The organism is Marinobacter halotolerans, from assembly GCF_008795985.1.
In the GTDB taxonomy this organism is placed as follows: domain Bacteria; phylum Pseudomonadota; class Gammaproteobacteria; order Pseudomonadales; family Oleiphilaceae; genus Marinobacter; species Marinobacter halotolerans.
In genome coordinates this window covers 1,885,789-1,903,169 of the sequence record NZ_VMHP01000001.1, presented here as the reverse complement: position 1 = coordinate 1,903,169, position 17,381 = coordinate 1,885,789, and the positions used below count along the sequence as shown (strand labels likewise).

The window sequence follows — 17,381 nt, the reverse complement described above, 5'->3', positions numbered from 1 at the left end:
TTTCTATGAAAACAACCGAACTCGAGGAACCGGAACTGTCCCGGATTATTGAAATGGCCTGGGAAGACCGCACGCCCTTTGAAGCCATTGAGGCGCTTTATGGTCTGCCAGAGAAGGAAGTGATCCGGGTGATGCGTCGCTCGCTGAAGCCGGCCAGTTTCCGGCTCTGGCGAAAGCGGGTTAGCGGTCGTAAAACCAAGCATCGCGCCCTGCGGCCGGAGGGCGTCATTCGTGGTTATTGCCCTACCCAGTATAAGCGATAGACCGGGAAGCTAGATTTGCTGAACGGCGCCAAGGTTGCGACGACAGGCTCCAAGGTAGGAATCGCCGAACAGATTGTAGTGGTTGAGCGTATGGTAGAGGTTATAGACGGGCCGCTTCCGCTCGTATGCTGCCGTCAGGGGATAGACCGCATGGTAGGCTCGGTAGAAATCCGGCGAGAAGCCGCCAAACAAATGAGTCATGGCCAGATCGGCTTCCCGGTCGCCATAGTAGGCGGCCGGGTCAATCAGCCAGGGGCCATCGCGGTCGAAAATCGCATTTCCCGACCACAGGTCTCCATGGAGCACACTGGGATGATCGCAATGCTCATCAAGGAATACCTGCACTCTCTCACCGCAGGCATCCAGGGTGGATTCGAATTCGTCGCGTACTCCGCCGTCGGCAATCATCGACACCTGAGGCCTCAGCCGGTATTCCAGGAAAAATTTTCCCCAGTGATCCATCAGGGTGTTCTTTTGTCGAGAAAGCCCGATCATGTTGTCCGCGTCAAGCCCATACCGATCGATAGGCAGCCTATGCATACGCGCCAGGCCTTCACCCAGCGCAGCCATCTTCTCGGGGGTGGCAGGTGCCGGGTTGATGCGGGGGATAACCAGTTCCGATTCCGAGACACTGAGAACTTCAGGAACCCGAACGGCGCCAGGCCCCTCAACGCCAGCAGCGCGAAGCGTATCATCGAGCAGTCGCAGGCCCTGGGCTTCCCGAATCAGCGCGTCGGAATACGAGGCGGCGTTACGTTTGATGAACTTCTCCATCCAGTTAGTATAAATGCTTCGGGCGGGCCGGTTTCAACCCTTGGCTTCAGAGGGCGCCTGTTAGAAGATAGGCTCGCTAATTAATGCCGGACAGGACGACGGTTGCATGGCCATATTCAATGATCGCAAAGCAAAACAGCAGCTTGACCGTGAAGCAGGCAAAGTGAGAGAGCAGGACGTCAACGAATTACTCGAGAAACAACAGGCCATTGAAGAGAAAGTCCGCAACAGCGGCAAGCTGATGCGTTTCAGTTCCGATATACGCCTGATGTTTTCCATGCTCCGTGACTACTGGCAAGGCAATTACCGTGCTGTGCCGTGGAAAAGCATCGCGGCCATCGCCGGTGCGCTGGTATACGTGCTGAACCCGCTGGACGTAATTCCGGATCTTATTCTGGGTTTTGGTTTTATTGACGATGCGGGCGTTGTTGCCCTCTGCCTGACGATGGTCGAATCCGACCTTCTGCGTTACGCAGCCTGGAAAGAACACAAGGAGGAGTCTTGGACTTCGCAACCCTGATTGGACTGCTCGGTGCACTGCTTCTTATTTCCTCTGCGGTTATCCTTGGTGTTTCGCCTGATGTCTTCATAAACCCTGCGTCCCTGCTGATCGTTGTGGGCGGCAGCCTCCTCGTGGTGCTGGCGAAGTTCAGCTTTGTCCAGTTTTTCGGAGCCTTCAAAGCGGCCGCCCGGGCGTTCAAGTTCCGGTTACCGGACATGCTGGACAGCATTGATGAGCTGGTAGAGGTTGCCCAGGTCGCGAGAAAGCAGGGCGTGCTTGGCCTGGAAGGCCGGGATGTTTCCACCGAATTTCTTGGCCAGGGCATCCAGATGCTGGTGGATGGCCACAATGGCGACACTATCAAACAGTTGCTGAACAAAGAACGGCTGATGACCCTCGATCACAACCGGTCCGGCGCCAAGGTCTTTACCGCCCTGGCGGATGTGGCGCCGGCCATGGGCATGATCGGCACGTTGATCGGTCTGGTCCAGATGCTGTCCAACATGGAAGACCCGAAGTCCATCGGCCCCGCCATGGCGGTAGCGCTGCTCACGACCCTCTATGGCGCAATGATCGCCACCATGATTGCAACGCCCATAGCCGATAAGCTGTCACTGCGGATGACCGAAGAGGCCCGCCTGCAGTCCCTCTACATTGATGCGCTGGTGGCGATCCAGGAAGGCACCAATCCGCGGGTTGTGGAACAGATGCTGTCCAGCTACCTGACGCCAAAGCAGCGTGAGAAGCAGGGGCAAACTGAAGAGGCCACAGGTTAGCAATCATGGATGAACTGCCCGAGGAGGAGAAACCGGGGATTCCGGCCTGGGTCGTCACCTTTGCCGACCTTATGTCTCTGCTGATGTGCTTTTTTGTGCTGTTGCTGTCGTTCTCCGAAATCGACGCACAGAAGTTCAAGCAGATCGCCGGGGAGCTCTCCAAAGCCTTTGGCGTTCAGCGTGAAGTGCCCGCACTGGAAATCCCACAGGGCACCAGTCCGATTTTCGATAAGTTTTCCCCGGCGCCGCCCGAGCCCACCGTGCTGGAACAGGTAAAGCAGACCACCACCACGGAAGAGCCGGAACTGGAAACGCTGAAAAGTCCCGAAGCCAAGGCAATTGCAGAAGCCGTTCAGGAACAGATGGACGAGCGCGTCGACAGAATTCTCGAGGTGCTGGAACCGGCCATTGCCGAGGGCCGCATCAGCGTCACTCAGGACCAGACACGTATTATCATCCGTATCGAGGAAAAGGGCTCGTTTGGCTCTGCGTCAGCGAACGTAACCTATGATTTCGAGGGACTGCTTCTGGACATGGCTCCGATACTGGCGGACATGCCCGGCGACATCGCCATCGAAGGCCACACCGACGACCTGCCGATCAATACCAGCCAGTTTGCCAGCAACTGGAATCTGTCCGCCGCCCGGGCGGCCGCCGTGGCCAATGTGTTGCTGGCCCGCGGTCAACTGGAGGCAGACCGGGTCAGCGTCACCGGCAAGGCCGACACCCAGCCCCTGGTGCCCAACACATCTGCTGCAAACCGGGCCCGAAACCGACGGGTCGAGATCATCCTCGACCTGTCCGACAAGGTTCAGGAGGAGATTCTGCGGCTTAGGGAACTGATTGGCTCCGCGCCCTCTGGTCAACAGGAGCCGCTTCTCGAGCCCACCATAGAACCGGGCCCCTCCGGCAATCGGATCTCCTGGTAGCGCACCATAAAAGCCCACATTCGCTCATTGCGCACTACTTTCGTGCGCTTTCGAGCTTAATGTAATGGCGCTTCTACCCAACGATCTCTCTTAGCCCCCGAACTTCCTGCCTATGCATTATTTTGGAACATCTATTGCTTAGCTTGCCCTCTTTGAATGCATTGTCGCCCCCGGGGCACGTCGTTTAACCATTCAGGAGAGATCACCCAGTGGATATCACCAGTGCAGTTCACACGCTGACCGAAAGCGCCAACACGCTGTTCATTCTTATCGGCGCCATTATGGTGCTGGCGATGCACGCCGGCTTTGCCTTCCTCGAAGTCGGCACCGTACGGCACAAGAACCAGGTTAATGCCCTGGTCAAGATCATGACCGACTTCGGCGTCTCCGCCGTGATGTACTTTTTTATCGGCTACTACGTGGCCTACGGCAGCCACTTCATGACCGGTGCCAGCGAGCTTACCGCCAGCAACGGTTACGAACTGGTGAAGTTCTTCTTTTTGATGACCTTTGCCGCGGCCATTCCCGCGATCGTCTCCGGTGGCGTCGCCGAACGCGCCCGCTTCTACCCAATGCTGATTGCATCTGCAGTGATCGTCGGTTTTGTCTATCCGTTTTTCGAAGGCATGATCTGGAACGGCAACTACGGTTTCCAGGGCTGGCTGGAGAACCAGTTTGGTGCACCTTTCCATGACTTCGCCGGCTCCGTTGTAGTGCACGCCGTCGGTGGCTGGATCGCCCTGGCCGCCGTTCTACTGCTGGGAGCCCGTAACGGACGTTATCGCAACGGCCGGGTGGTGGCCTTCGCCCCGTCCAGCATCCCCTTCCTGGCCCTTGGCGCCTGGATTCTGACCGTCGGCTGGTTCGGTTTTAACGTGATGTCTGCCCAGACCATGGACGGCATCAGCGGCCTGGTCGCCGTCAACAGCCTGATGGCCATGGTAGGCGGCGTGCTGGTTGCCATGTTTGTGGGCCGGAAGGACCCCGGCTTCATTCACAACGGTCCGCTCGCCGGCCTGGTGGCTGTCTGTGCAGGCTCCGACCTGATGCACCCTGTCGGTGCACTGATCACCGGTGGCGTTGCCGGTGCGCTCTTCGTCTTTCTGTTTGACTGGGCTCAGGACCGGATCGAGCGCCTGGACGATGTACTGGGTGTCTGGCCGCTTCATGGCGTCTGTGGTGTCTGGGGTGCAATCGCCTGCGGCATCTTCGGCCAGGAAGCCCTGGGTGGCCTTGGCGGCGTCAGCCTGACCTCCCAGATCATCGGCTCCATTGCCGGCGTCGCGGTGGCTTTCATCGGTGGCCTGGCGGTCTACGGTGCGGTCAAGGCCGTTTCCGGCATCCGCCTCACCGAAGAGGAAGAATTCAACGGCGCCGACCTGAGCATCCACCGCATCGGTGCCAACGCCACTGATTAATCCTTTTTCCTCCCTTCGGGGGAGTGAGCCACGCGCGCCACTCCCCCCGTTTTTGACAAAGCCCCTGTCTGCTCCTTTACTGAAGTCTGAGGTCTGCCCGCCAAATGCAAATACTGGCCCACCATTTGCTGCGGTTTTACACAGAACTTTCTAACGAACTGAAACCGGATATCAGACACGGCGTCATAAACGCCGCCAAGGGAGAAGTGTGTAACCATGCTGATAAAAACTCCGGAGGACGGTCTCTACGACGAGCTGTTCGACCCCAACAATCGCGTCCGCCCTCACTACCGAACCCTCGAGAACTGGTTGATCAACTCGGACGAGGATCTGATCGCTGAAAAGCGCCGTGAAGCCAATGTGCTGTTCCAGCGTCTGGGCATCACCTTCAACGTCTATGGCCAGGATGAGGGCACGGATCGTCTCATCCCCTTCGACCTGATCCCCAGGGTCATCTCTGCTTCGGACTGGCACAAGCTGCAGAGTGGTCTGCGCCAAAGGGTGAATGCGCTCAACCGCTTCCTGCATGATATCTACCACAACTTCGACATCGTAAAAGCGGGAGTCATCAACGCCGAGCAGGTATTTGCCAACCCCCAGTACCAGCCCGGGATGCAGAACCTGAAACTGCCCCGCAACCTCTACTCCCATATCGCCGGCATCGACCTGATCCGCAACAACGACGGCGATTTTTACGTGCTGGAAGACAACCTGCGCTGCCCGAGCGGCGTATCCTATATGCTGGAAAACCGCCGGATGATGATGCGGCTTTTTCCGGAACTTTTTGCGGAAGCACCGGTGGCCCCGGTGGATCATTACCCGGCGCTGTTGGGTGAAACCCTGCGGGCCGCATCACTGAAGCCCAACCCCACCGTCGCGGTCCTGACACCGGGCCGCTTCAACAGTGCCTATTTCGAGCACGCCTTCCTGGCCCGCCAGATGGGCGTGGAACTCGTGGAAGGTGCCGACCTGTTCGTGCGCAAGAACAAGGTCTTCATGAAGACCACCATCGGGCCCCAGCAGGTGGATGTCATCTATCGCCGGATTGACGATGACTTCCTGGATCCTCTGTCCGGCAACCCGCACTCCATGCTGGGCGTGCCCGGCCTTTACGGCGCCTACCGCAGTGGCAACGTAGTGCTGGCCAACGCCATGGGCACCGGCGTGGCGGACGACAAGTCCATTTATCCCTACGTCCCGGACATGATCCGCTTTTACCTGAGCGAGGAGCCGATTCTGAAAAACGTGCCAACCTGGCAGTGCCGCAAACCCAAGGATCTGAAATACGTGCTGGAGCACCTGCCGGAACTGGTAGTCAAGGAAGCCCAGGGCGCAGGCGGCTACGGCATGCTGATCGGGCCCAGAGCCTCCAAGAAGGAAATCAGTCATTTCCGCGACCTGTTGAAAGCAAAGCCCCATCACTACATCGCCCAGCCGACTCTCAGTCTCTCTACCTGCCCCACGTTTGTGGAGGAGGGGATCGCACCAAGACACCTCGACCTCAGGCCCTTTGTATTGAGCGGCAAGAAAGTCCAGATGGTGCCCGGTGGACTTACAAGGGTGGCATTGAAGGAAGGCTCATTGGTGGTGAACTCGTCCCAGGGCGGCGGAACGAAGGACACCTGGGTGCTGGAGGACGACTTATGCTGAGCCGCGACGCATCCAGCCTGTTCTGGATGGCCCGCTATCTGGAACGCGCTGAATCCCAGGCCCGCCTGCTGGACATCAGCCTGACCATGGCGCTGATCGATGTTCCGGAAGACCGGGAAGAGCAGCTATCCGTGCCTCTGCTGGTCACCGGCACGTCCGGGGAATTCGAAAAACTCTACGGCGATGTGACCCCCCAGAACCTGATCGACTTCATGCTGCTGGATGACCGCCATCCCGCCAGCGTGTTCAACATCATTCAAAGCGCCCGGGACAACGCACTTCATGTACGCGGCAGCCTGTCCGCAGACGTGTGGGAAAGCATCAACCTGTCGTACATTGAAATGAAGGAGTTACGCAAGACTGGCGTTACTGAATCCAATGCCAGCCAGATCTTTGACTGGACCCGGGCCCGCTCCCACATCTTCCGGGGCGCCGCCTATGGCACTCTGCTTCGAACCGACGCCTTTCATTTCATGCGTCTGGGTACGTTTATCGAAAGAGCCGACACCACCGCCCGGGTGCTGGACATCCGGCATGAAATGGCCAGCGCATCCCATAACGAGCACGCGACCCGCTCCTTTTTCGAGTGGACCGCACTGCTGCATTCACTGGCGGCATTCGAAGCCTACCAACAGATTTACGGCCCCAACATATTGCCGCTGAACGTCGCCGAACTGTTGATACTGGAGCTGGACGTACCCCGTTCCCTGCACGCCTGCCTGCATGAAATTGTGGCACTGCTGGAACTTGTCGACAGCGGTGATGCCAGGAGAGCCAGACGAATGGCCAACAGCCTGTACGCCAATATTCATTACGGCGACCGGGACTACATAGCCGAACGTGGCCTGCACGAATACCTGACCGACTTCCTGGAGCGGATTCAGGACATTTCCGCACAGATCCAGAAGGACTATATGGGGTGGCAGGCATGAAACTGAAAATTCGCCACGAAACGACCTATACCTATGACGAACCCACCCAGACCAGCATCCAATACCTGAGGCTGACGCCCCGCAACACGCCCCAGCAGCGTATTCTTGCCTGGAATCTGCGTACCCCCGGCGACACCAGCATGATGACGGACGGATTCGGCAACCAGGTTACCGTGATGACCATGGACAAACCGGTTTCCGAAATCACGCTGACGGCAGAGGGCATCGTAGACCTGACGGGCAAGCCTCTGACCAAGGATGATTCACCCTTCCCGCCGGAAGTTTTCCTGCGTCCAACGCCGCTGACTGAAGTGAACAAGCCTATCAAGCAGTTTGCCAAGCAGTTCTCTGCGAACAAACGCAGCCTGGTGCGAATGATGAACCGGATCCTGGAACACATCGAGTTCATGCCCGGCGCTACCACCGTCACCCACACCGCGGCGGAAGCCTTTGACCAGAAACGGGGGGTGTGTCAGGACCATACCCACGTGTTTATCGCCTGCTGCCGGTACATCGGCGTGCCAGTGCGTTATGTCAGTGGCTATATCCATACCAACAGCGAAGACCACCTGGCCACTCATGCCTGGGCAGAGGTCTGGCTGGGCCGCAACTGGCACACCTTTGACGTGGTGAACCTGCTGAACGTGGCAGAAAGCCATATCAAACTGGCGACGGGTCTGGATTATCTGGATGCGGCGCCGGTAAGAGGAATGCGCAGCGGGGGCGGGACCGAGCGTCTTCACACCAGAGCGTGGGTCACCCCCGCAAGTGAGAGTCAGTAACCGGGCAAAGCCGATTAAAAAGACGAACGCGCCGCATGATTTCTCTGAAAAACCGGGTAAACTGACGCCGTTCAGTCTGTTCCCGAGGATACCCGCTTATGACCTATTGTGTGGCGATGCGACTGGCCGATGGCCTTGTATTCGCATCCGATTCCCGCACCAATGCAGGTTTCGACCAGATTTCCACGTTCCGGAAAATGCACGTCTTTGAGCAGGAAGGAGAGCGCGAACTGGTTATACTGTCCGCCGGTAACCTTGCCACAAGCCAGAGCGTGATCAGCCTGCTGGATAAACGAAGCGGCACCAAGGATCTCAACCTGCTGAACGCCCCCTCCATGTTCGAGGCAGCCGAGCTTGTAGGGCAGACCATGCGGGAAGTCATCCGACGGGACAATCCAGACGGCAAGATCAGCCACGTGGATTTCAGCTGCTCGATGATTCTGGGCGGGCAGATTCGCGGCGAGAATCCACGGCTGTTCAACGTCTACCCGGAGGGCAACTTTATCGAGGCCACCCGGGAAACCCCCTACTTCCAGATTGGCGAATCCAAGTACGGCAAACCGATACTCGACCGGATAATGAGTTTCGATACGCCTCTGGAGCGGGCCTACCAGTGCGCGCTGATTTCCTTCGACTCCACCATGAAAAGCAACCTCTCAGTGGGCATGCCGCTGGATGTGGCGATCTATCGTAATGATCAGCTCAAACCCTGCTTCATTGAACAGGTCGACGACCACAACGATTACTTCCATCAGTTGCGGGCCGATTGGCATCGCGGCCTCCAGACGCTGTTCAGCGACCTGAAACCGCCCACCATTCGCTGATCTGCACGGGCTTATCGTCCATAGCCGGTCAGCTCCATATAGCCCACACCAGCATGGGAGCCTTCCACGGTCACCGGGCTTTCCCAGTAGGGGTAAAGCCCGTCGTTCCAGTACTGGCCGGGCGGTGCCGACACGCTGACATCCACACCATGATCGGGTATCTGTAGCCGGAACTGTCCTGGGACACGGCCGTTTTCAGAGGTCCGCCAATCCCTCCCGGTGAGCTCAATCTGGTCCGGCTCCAGCGACGTCACCGAGCCATCCGGCGCAATCCAGCTGCCGGAGAGAAAATTCCGTTCATCCTCACGCAAACGGAAGGCCATCAGCTTGTGGCCGTCCTCAAGATGCAGTGCAAACCAGTCCCAGCCCTGCTGGCCGGTTTTCAACAACTGACTGCTCCACTCCCGATCGAACCAACCCCGGCCGGAGACGTCCACGGCCTTGCCCCCGACGGTAACCGTTCCGGCAATCCGGATGTCCACCAGACTGAAATACATGGAGCCCTCGCCAGTAGCCGATTTGGCACTGAAACCCTGGTCGCCATGGGCTACCGGATTGCCACTGATTTGAAGGGAAAGGTCGTAGGACCAGCTGTCCGCCTCTACCTGCAAACGCCACAACCCGTCTTCGGAAGACTCAGCAAGTTGCCAATCGTCGAGCCAGACCGCCAGAGGGTCGGCGCGGGCCCCGGCATGGCCGACGTCTCCCCGGGCCAGTTTTTCGGCGAAATAGTGCCGGCCGTCGAAGCTCACTGCGGCGTGGGCCATCCAGGCCGCCTCCAATGGCCAGTTTTCGGCATCGGGTGGTTTAGCATCTGCTGGCCTTGGTTTGATGGCCTGCCGGAACTGGGTCCATTGCAAGCCCAGGGGATCACCTCCTGCAGTTTCCAGATTGGCGGTCAGATACCACCACTCAATCCGATGCTGGGGATGAGGGCCAAAATCTTCAGGAAACCCCAGTTGGTCTCCCGGACCGGGCTGCAAAAATGGCACCTCGTCCCGCGAATCCGCAACTCCGGTCAGCCCGGCAAAGCCACCTTGCCCAGTTTGCTCGGAGCAGCCTGCCAAAACAGCTACTAACACCAGCCAGAAGAACCGGCTCATCGTTCACCTCCGGACAGGGCACTGGCACTCTCCGGTGCCGACGCAGGGCTGTTCAGCTGCCGGCGCATCAGCAGGGCAATACTCAGCCCCACCAACAGGCTTAGTGCACCAAGCTCCAGCCAGAACCCCGGATAAACTGCCATCGGCAGGGACCAGCCGAAGGCCAGGGGATTGATACGATGCACCAGCACCCAGGTCAGCCACACCCCCAGGGGCAGTGCCAGCAGGGCAATGGCCGTAGTCAGTGACAGTGCCAGCCGGGTCAGCTGGGTTGCGGCCTGCCGGCGCGGCAGCCCCCAGACAACCAGCAGCCGGAAGTACCAGGCCCGGGTAGAGAACAACACCCAGCCCATCATCAACAGGGCAATAGCCGCCAGTATCAGGGTCAAAATCGTCATTGCCCGGGTCAGCAGAAAGGTCTGGTCAAAGATAGCGGAGGCCAGGGCCTCGATCGCCCGGTTGTCCCGCACCGTGAGCTGCTCTACGCTCCAGATCCGTTTCAGATTGCGGCTGATGGCCTCTATCGACATTGTTCCCGGTGATATCGACAGACTTTGAAAGCTGACCCGGAAATCCGGGGGCAGCGCCGATGCGTGAACCAGAATCTCGCCGGCAGGCCGGCCATAATCCGGGTAGATCGCCAGGACCGGGAACTCGCTAACCTGCTGGCCCAGTTGCAGCGGAAGCGTATCGCCAATGGCCACCGACCACCGGCGCGCCAGCTGTTCATTCACCATCACGCCCGGCCCCTCTGCCAGGCTCTGCCAGGGCGAATTCACCGATTCAAACAGCTGCCAGCCGGTCACCAGAGGGCCAATGGGGCTCAGTGCAAACACATCCACCACCGGCCCCTGCTTTCCAAACGAATTCGTCAGGGCTGCTTCACCCCGGATGACCCGATGCCAGCGCCCCGAAGCTTTGAGCGCCGGCTGTTCCATCAGCCAAGCTGCCGCCGCACCGGCATCTGCGCCCTCAGGAACTTCAATGTAATACTCTGCCTCCAGCCGTTGCGCCAGCCATTGATCAAAAGTGCTTTCGAAGGTGGTAACCAGTGCCTGGACTGCCAGCACCATAGCCATGGCAAACTGGAGCGCTACCAAGGGCAGAGCCAGGCGCCGCGCCAGTACGGAGAGTTCCCGGTGGCGCCAGCGCGCAAGCGGATCTGACTCGCGCCCGGCTCGCCAGTCCGCCAACAGGGAGATCAAAAACGGCGCCAGAATGCCAGCCGCGACAAACACCATGGCCACAGCGAGGAACAGCCACACCAGGCCCGGCGCCCAGACTGACAGGGCAATCCCTGCAAGCAAAAAAAGCACGGGTAACAGGCCCTGCGGCGGGCCGGCAACAGCCAATCGCCGGGCCAGGGGCCGGAGATAGTCCGCCAGGCACGCCACCAGAACGACCGCCAGCATGGTGGCAACCGGCACCAACCAGCCGCCGCCCCGCCCGGCATACAGCGGCGTATCAAAAAGCCCTTCCAGGGCTCGCCCGAACCCGCTCCCCAGGCCCGTCGCCAGCCAACGACCAAGCCAGACACCGGGGACGATGCATACCAGGGCCAACGCCATAATCTCAAACACCAGCAGGCGGCTGATCCGGCTCTGGGGGACTCCAAAACGCCGCAGCAATGCGAAACTTTCCCGGCGTTGGGCCAGACCCAGCAGATAGACACTGCGCAGCAGCAAAGCGGTGATCAGCAGAACAAGCACGCCAAGGGCGTCCAGATTCAGCAGAAAGCTTTCGCCCAGCTCGCCGGTGTCGGGCCCGAGGGAAAACGCAGCAAGCAGGTAACCCGGAGGCAAGCCGGCATCACTGTCGGTCCCGGAAATCAGCAACGACAACTCTCCCGCCGGGGGTTCCTGTGCCTCTGCCAGCTCGGCCGCTTCGCTGATATCCACGAAGGGCGCACCATTGAGTTCACCACGCCAGGGCGTATTGCCCTGATCCGCACGATCAAAGCAGCCAGCCGCCAGGGGATCAACACCCACTACGCGTCCGGCGCCGGACAATGCCACTTCCAGCCAGGGCATGACACACAGGCCCGCGCGCCTGAGTGTCACGAAGTCCTGCACGGAAACCGGCTCACCATCAGCCCGGATCACCTGCTGGCGCTCTGCCACCGCCGATTCGCTCTGATCAAGGCTGGCCCGGGCCTGGCTGGTCAGATGGTGAACGCCAGTCCAGAGCATGGTGGCCAGTACAATCATGGCCGCCAGCGCCAGCAGCTGGAGGGGATGACGTCGATAGTGGCTGAACAGAGCGGCCAACAGGGTCATGATAGGCTCAGGAACCGGGCTGGTGCCCGAGGTCCAGATGGTGACTGCATCGAGTAGCCAGTTCGGTGTCATGGGTGGCAAGAATCAGGCTACAGCCATGGCGTGCCTGAAGCTCGAACAGTTGGCGGGTAACAGCTTCGGCGGTGTGCCGGTCCAGACTGCCTGTGGGCTCATCCGCAAGAATCAGGGCCGGGTTCATCGCAAACGCCATGGCAAGGGCCGCTCGCTGCCGCTGGCCACCCGAGACCTGGTCCGGATAGCGGCCAGCAAGCTCGCCGATACCCAGGCGCTCCAGCCGGTCCCGGCAGTCGTCGTCATTCTGTCCGGCGAGGCGGGCACGCAGGCGGACGTTATCCAGCAATGACAGGGCCGGCATCAGGTTTGCTTCCTGGAAAACCACACCAATCTGTTGTCTCCGGAGCTTTGCCCAGCGGGCCTCTGCCTGATGCCCCCGTTCTTGGGTCCGACTGTCAAACGCCTCACCCAGTACTTCAATCCGGCCGGCGTCGGGCTGCTCCAGGCCACACAGGATATTGAGCACCGTACTCTTGCCTGATCCCGAGCGACCGGTCAGCGCCAGGGATTCGCCGCGATCGAGTCGCAGGGAGAGATCACTCAGCACCGACACCGGCTGATTACCGCTGCGGAACTGTTTATTCAGGCCTCGGGCCACAAGTACAGGTTCCACCATGCTCTTCCACTCAGGTTATTCGGGCGCCCCCAGGGGCTCGGCGACCGTCCCTCGCCGGCTGGCACGCCATTCCCGGTACTGTTCAAGCCACGACAGCAATGACGGGACAACCACCAGCACCAGCAGCGTCGACAGACCCAGTCCGAAGGCAATGGAAGTAGCCATAGGAATCAGGAACTGCGCCTGCAGGGACGTTTCAAACAACAATGGCAGGAGGCCGCCAATGGTTGTCAGCGAGGTCAGCAGTACCGCCCTGACTCTCTGAACCGCCGCTTCGTTCAGCGCATCGGTAATGCCCAGGCCTTTCTGCCGCTGCTGATTGTAAAAAGCTACGAGGATAATCGCGTTATTGACCACAATACCCGACAGCCCAAACAGCCCGAACAGTGACAGAATGGTTAACTGCAGGCCCATCAGCCAGTGCCCCAGCAAGGCACCCACCAGAGCAAACGGGATAATCGCCATGACAATCAACGGTAGGCTCCAGGACGCAAACACCCATGCCAGCACCACATACATGAGTCCGAGGCCGATCAACAGCCCGGTTTTCATATCGGCCATGGTTTCCCGCTGGTCAGCGGCCCGGCCTTCGAAGCTGTAGCGCACGTTGTATCGGCTGGCAATGTCCGGTAATGCCTCCGCCTGCAGGCTGGCGAGAGTCTGGTCAGTGGTACTGACCCGCGTATTCAGGCCTGAGGTAACCTCCACCGCCAGCTTGCCATCGGCGTGACGCAGCGCCTGGAAGCCCTGGCGATGATCCAGATTCATTACCTGACTGAGCGGCACAAAACGTCCGTCGGGCACCCGCACAGTCATCCGGGACAGGGTCGACAGACGTTCCCGCTGATCCCGGGGCAACTGCACGCGCACTTCGACCTCGTCACGGCCGTCCTGGTAGATCTGTGCAACCCGGCCATCGAATGCGGCCCGCAGCTGCCTACCAAGATCCGCGGTGGTCAGCCCCAGGGCCTTCCCGGAGGGGCTGACCTGATAGATCAGCTGCTCCCTGCCCCAGGGCATATCGTCTTCCACATCCAGTACCCCCGGCAGGGTGGCAAGCGCCTGACCCAGCTCATCCGCGGCCCGCTTCAGGTCTTCTGCGTTTTCACCGGTCAGTCGTACATTAACGTCGCGCCCCGGTGGCCCCGCCTGGCGTTCGGAAATCGTCAGATTATCCAGTCCGGCCGGTATCTCCAGCCTGCTGCGCCATTCGGTGATGAACTCGGGATTTCGAACCGATCGCCGGTCCGACGGCACCAGCTCGATCATCATCGATCCCAGCTCGTCACCGCTGCGGGAGCTGCCTTCCGCCCCGAGAGTTGCGCCCTGGGTGGTCACCGCGTGGAGAATGAAGTCGCCGCCCAGGGCCGCCTCGGTCTCGTTCAGCGTTCGCTGCATCTGGCCGAGAAACCTGTCCACGGTGCCCCGGTCGGTGCCGGCGACGAAGCTGGCATTTGCGTAAAACACCGAGGGCTCCGGGGTTGGAAAAAAGTTGAAGCCGAGCCGGCCACCGGCAAGCAAGCCAACGGTCAACAGGGCCAAAGCCACCGCAGTCGCTACGGTAGCGCCCCGATGCTCCAGGCTGTAACGAGAGAAGCGCCGGAAACGGCCTTCCCGGAACCGGTCGAAGCTCTTCTCGAAGCCGCGCCGGAAACGCTCCACAGGGCCCGGTTTTTTCGGCGCTGTCTCTGCCTCCCCTGATTTTTTCTTGCGGCGGGGCACAAAGGCGTGCCGCAGGTGCGCAGGCAGCACAATGAAACATTCCAGCAGGGAGGCCACCAGAACGCAGATCATCACCAGTGGAATGTCGCCGAGAATATTGCCGATCACGCCGCCCACAACCAGCAGGGGCATGAAGGCCGCAACGGTGGTCAGGGAGGACGCCAGCACCGGCCAGACCATCCTTTTGGCAGCACCTTCGGAGGCGTAAATGGATTCCTCCCCCATTCGGGCATGGGCATCGGCGTCCTCCCCCACCACAATGGCGTCGTCGACAATCACCCCCAGCGCCATGATCAGGGCAAACAGGGATATCATGTTGATCGACCCGCCTATCAGCCAGAGCACCGCCATGGCGGCGAGAAACGCGGTCGGAATACCGATGGCCACCCACATGGCGACGCGACCCGGCAGAAACAGATAGAGCAGGCAAACCACCAGTACCAGACCACCCAGACCGTTGTTCACCAGCAGGGAGATACGATCATCCAGCAGCTGCCAGGTTTCGTCATATACCTCCAGCTCGATAGTCGGCGGCAGCAGCGGCCGGGTGTCCGCCAGCCAGGTTTCCAGCACCTTCGCCGCCGCCAGTGAGTTGCCATTTTCCGACCGCTGCAGCTGGAGCTCGACCGCCGGGTTGCCGTCTTTCTCCAGAGACACCTGGCTCTCCCGGGCTTCCTGCCGGATAATCGCGATATCGCCCAGGTTCAGCTGGATACGTTCGCCGCTGAGCACCGGAATGTTCTCGAATTCCTGGGGGCTGCGGCGCTGCTCCACCGCCCGCAGTTCACGGGTGGCGTCCTGCTGGGCCATCATACCCGCCGGCAGGTCCCGTGAAATGGCGGCAACCCGCTCGGCAATCTGGTCCAGCGACAGCCCCAGGGTCTCAAGCCGTTCAACCGGCACATCAATACTGATCTGCTGTTCCGGAAGGCCACGGATGGAGACCCGATCGATTCCCCGCTGCAACAGCTCATCCTCAAAACGGTAGGCCATTTGCCGCAATTCACTTCGGTCTACGTCACCCGACATTAGCAACCGAGCCACGGGCTCATACCGCTCCACCCGGGTTACCTGGGGTTCCTCCGCTTCAGCAGGAAAGTTGGTGAATTCGTCGACCTGCTGGCGAACATCGTCCAGGGCCAGAATCGGATTAGTGCCCTCCTCGAATTCCAAGGTAATGGACGACACGCCCTGGGCCGAGGTGGAGGTCATTTTTTTCAGACCGTCGACACTGCGCAAACGCTGCTCCAGCGGGTTGGTAATGCCTTGCTCGACATCCTCGGCGGAGGCACCACTCCAGACCACGCGAACGCTGACGATATCCAGTGCAAAGGTGGGAAAAAACTGGATGTTCATCCGGGTCAGTGCCAACACACCGCCGAGCAGCATCACCAGCATCACCAGGTTGGCGGCAACCCGGTGATGCACGAAAAACCCGATCACACCTTTCCCGCGTCTCATTGCTCAGAAGCTCCGGGATCGGCCACATCCACCTTGAGGCCGGTGACGGCGTTGGGCAGATGCGTGGTGATCAGCCGTGCACCCGGAACCAGGGCCTCGCCGGACACCAGCAGGCGACGTTCGCCGTTGCTGGCGCGGGCTTCGCCAATGCGCTCCACCTCGACACGCTGCATACGATTATCGTCGTTCATCAGGTAGACCGCGTTTGCGCCGTAAAGCGCGCTGAAGGGAATCGCCACGGTCTGCGCCCGCTCAGGCCGTTCCAGCATGACCGGCAGCAGTCCGCCCGGCCTCAGGCCCTGCGGCGATCCTCTCACCGCCAGAATGGCTTCGGTGCCAGCCGGGTCGGCAGTACCGGCAAAGCGTACCAGGTCAAACCGGTGCTGCTGCCCTTCGCTGAACGCCGACAGTGTTTCACCCGCTACGAGCGCATTCACCAGCTCGGTGCGATACATTTCCGGCACCCGCGCCCGCAGCTCCAGGCCTTCGGTCGGATACAGCGACAGCAAGGGTTCATTGCGGGATACCTGATCACCCGGCGCAACCTGAACCCCGGTCACAACGCCGTCAAAGGGCGCGCGCACGGTGGCACGCTCGGCATCCCGTTGCATCGATGCCAGGCTGGCTTGGACCTGGGCCAGTCGGGCCTGGAGGCTTTGCAGCCGGGCCGGATGCTCGTCAATGGCGCGCTCCCGGTTACTCACCATCAGCTCCGCCCGGGCCAGCGCGTCAGTTGCTGCCTCCAGGTCTTCCTGTGATGCCAGGTTCCGCGTTACCAGCGACTGGATCCTTTCAAGCTGCCGCCGGGCATTGGCTTCGATCGCCCTTTCACTTTCAAGGGCCGACTGATCGTTCCGGTACCGCACCTGCTCTGACCGGATCTGGGCCTCGAGATCCGCAACCTGAGCTTCTGCCTGGGCGAGCACTGGTCGGATGTCGGCGTCATCCAGCGCAACCAGTAATTCGCCGGCCCGGACCCGCTGGCCCTCGGACACCGGCCGCTGGTCGATCCGTCCGGCCAGGGTCGCGGTGACCGTCACCTGTTCCGGCGCTACAATTTCACCATAAAGGGGCAGTACCGGCACATGGCTTCCCGGCTGGAGCTTCTGGACATTGACCCGCCAACTGCGCTCAGTGGCGGTGACTTCTGCCGGTTCCGGACGGGTCATTTTCAGAAACAGGAAACCGGCAATACCCAGGGCAAGAATCAGAACGGGAAAAAGTCGTTTGGACATTACTCACTGGCCAGCTAAGGTAATTGACAACCGTCGGACTGAC

The 17,381-nt window shown here is 60.2% G+C and carries 15 protein-coding genes; 9 read left to right on the top strand and 6 right to left on the bottom strand.

Annotation, left to right across the window (positions count from 1 at the left end; genetic code table 11):
• The first annotated feature begins 5 nt into the window (after window positions 1-5).
• A complete protein-coding gene (locus FPL19_RS08760; RefSeq protein ID WP_150912053.1) occupies window positions 6-263 on the top strand; it encodes a TIGR03643 family protein in 258 nt (85 codons plus the stop codon).
• 9 nt (window positions 264-272) lie between these two features.
• On the opposite strand, the gene FPL19_RS08755 is transcribed toward FPL19_RS08760, so the two are convergent.
• Complete coding sequence (locus FPL19_RS08755) at window positions 273-1,037, bottom strand: fructosamine kinase family protein (RefSeq protein ID WP_150912052.1); 765 nt, start codon at window positions 1,035-1,037, stop codon at window positions 273-275.
• A gap of 106 nt (window positions 1,038-1,143) precedes the next feature.
• On the opposite strand from FPL19_RS08755, the gene FPL19_RS08750 reads away from it, so the two are divergent.
• The 8 genes from FPL19_RS08750 (at window position 1,144) to FPL19_RS08715 (ending at window position 8,850) form a co-directional block, all read left to right on the top strand.
• Window positions 1,144-1,557: a YkvA family protein gene (locus tag FPL19_RS08750; RefSeq protein WP_150912051.1), complete on the top strand. Its 414-nt coding sequence runs from the start codon at window positions 1,144-1,146 to the stop codon at window positions 1,555-1,557.
• Window positions 1,539-2,315: a flagellar motor protein PomA gene (pomA, locus tag FPL19_RS08745; RefSeq protein ID WP_150912050.1), complete on the top strand. Its 777-nt coding sequence runs from the start codon at window positions 1,539-1,541 to the stop codon at window positions 2,313-2,315. The genes FPL19_RS08750 and pomA overlap by 19 nt, the downstream gene beginning before the upstream one ends.
• Before the next feature lie 5 nt (window positions 2,316-2,320).
• Window positions 2,321-3,244 (top strand): MotB family protein, encoded by a 924-nt coding sequence (locus FPL19_RS08740; protein WP_150912049.1) that lies wholly within the window; start codon window positions 2,321-2,323, stop codon window positions 3,242-3,244.
• Window positions 3,245-3,453: 209 nt separating this feature from the next.
• The gene (locus FPL19_RS08735) at window positions 3,454-4,662 is read left to right on the top strand and encodes an ammonium transporter (RefSeq protein ID WP_150912048.1); all 1,209 of its coding nucleotides are present in this window, start codon (window positions 3,454-3,456) and stop codon (window positions 4,660-4,662) included.
• Window positions 4,663-4,878: 216 nt separating this feature from the next.
• Window positions 4,879-6,312 (top strand): circularly permuted type 2 ATP-grasp protein, encoded by a 1,434-nt coding sequence (locus tag FPL19_RS08730; RefSeq protein ID WP_150912047.1) that lies wholly within the window; start codon window positions 4,879-4,881, stop codon window positions 6,310-6,312.
• Window positions 6,306-7,244, top strand: a complete 939-nt coding sequence (locus tag FPL19_RS08725; RefSeq protein ID WP_150912046.1) for an alpha-E domain-containing protein — start codon at window positions 6,306-6,308, stop codon at window positions 7,242-7,244. Before FPL19_RS08730 ends, FPL19_RS08725 begins: the two co-directional genes overlap by 7 nt.
• Window positions 7,241-8,026 (top strand): transglutaminase family protein, encoded by a 786-nt coding sequence (locus tag FPL19_RS08720; RefSeq protein WP_150912045.1) that lies wholly within the window; start codon window positions 7,241-7,243, stop codon window positions 8,024-8,026. Before FPL19_RS08725 ends, FPL19_RS08720 begins: the two co-directional genes overlap by 4 nt.
• A gap of 98 nt (window positions 8,027-8,124) precedes the next feature.
• The gene (locus FPL19_RS08715) at window positions 8,125-8,850 is read left to right on the top strand and encodes a proteasome-type protease (protein WP_150912044.1); all 726 of its coding nucleotides are present in this window, start codon (window positions 8,125-8,127) and stop codon (window positions 8,848-8,850) included.
• 11 nt (window positions 8,851-8,861) lie between these two features.
• Here the strand turns inward: FPL19_RS08715 and FPL19_RS08710 are convergent, their stop codons facing one another.
• Genes FPL19_RS08710 through FPL19_RS08690 form a run of 5 tightly spaced genes read right to left on the bottom strand, consistent with a single transcriptional unit; the run spans window position 8,862 to window position 17,338 of the window.
• A complete protein-coding gene (locus tag FPL19_RS08710) occupies window positions 8,862-9,953 on the bottom strand; it encodes a lipocalin-like domain-containing protein (protein WP_150912043.1) in 1,092 nt (363 codons plus the stop codon).
• The gene (locus FPL19_RS08705; protein WP_150912462.1) at window positions 9,950-12,229 is read right to left on the bottom strand and encodes an FtsX-like permease family protein; all 2,280 of its coding nucleotides are present in this window, start codon (window positions 12,227-12,229) and stop codon (window positions 9,950-9,952) included. Before FPL19_RS08705 ends, FPL19_RS08710 begins: the two co-directional genes overlap by 4 nt.
• A 7-nt stretch (window positions 12,230-12,236) precedes the next feature.
• Complete coding sequence (locus FPL19_RS08700; RefSeq protein WP_150912042.1) at window positions 12,237-12,920, bottom strand: ABC transporter ATP-binding protein; 684 nt, start codon at window positions 12,918-12,920, stop codon at window positions 12,237-12,239.
• A gap of 15 nt (window positions 12,921-12,935) precedes the next feature.
• Window positions 12,936-16,103, bottom strand: coding sequence for an efflux RND transporter permease subunit (locus FPL19_RS08695; protein ID WP_150912041.1), 3,168 nt, complete (start codon window positions 16,101-16,103; stop codon window positions 12,936-12,938).
• Window positions 16,100-17,338, bottom strand: coding sequence for an efflux RND transporter periplasmic adaptor subunit (locus FPL19_RS08690; RefSeq protein WP_150912040.1), 1,239 nt, complete (start codon window positions 17,336-17,338; stop codon window positions 16,100-16,102). Before FPL19_RS08690 ends, FPL19_RS08695 begins: the two co-directional genes overlap by 4 nt.
• Between the last annotated feature and the right edge of the window lie 43 nt (window positions 17,339-17,381).